Raw genomic sequence first — 236 nt, 5'->3', positions numbered from 1 at the left:
CCTCCGGCAGCCCCGGCGTCGTCCGGTGCCTCAAAGCGGGCCGTGAACAACGCGGCGTCGTCCACCGTCACCGGGCCTTTGGGGCCGTCCGTGCCCCCACGTCCACCAAGTCCCACGAAGTCACCGCCCACCGGGCGCTCTTTGACGAACGTTTCCATCAGTGCGGAGACTCCGGAGATGTTCAGCCCGGTGATCCATTGGGCGGCGTCGATGCTGTGTGCACCGATATCGCCCAG

General features: G+C 67.4%; 1 pseudogene. It reads right to left on the bottom strand.

The features are described from left to right. Positions 1-236: pseudogene (locus tag SB772_RS45590) on the bottom strand (hypothetical protein); the annotation flags it as partial.

Source organism: Paraburkholderia sp. SIMBA_030 (assembly GCF_046535245.1).
GTDB lineage: Bacteria > Pseudomonadota > Gammaproteobacteria > Burkholderiales > Burkholderiaceae > Paraburkholderia.
This window is presented reverse-complemented; position numbering and strand designations above follow the sequence as displayed.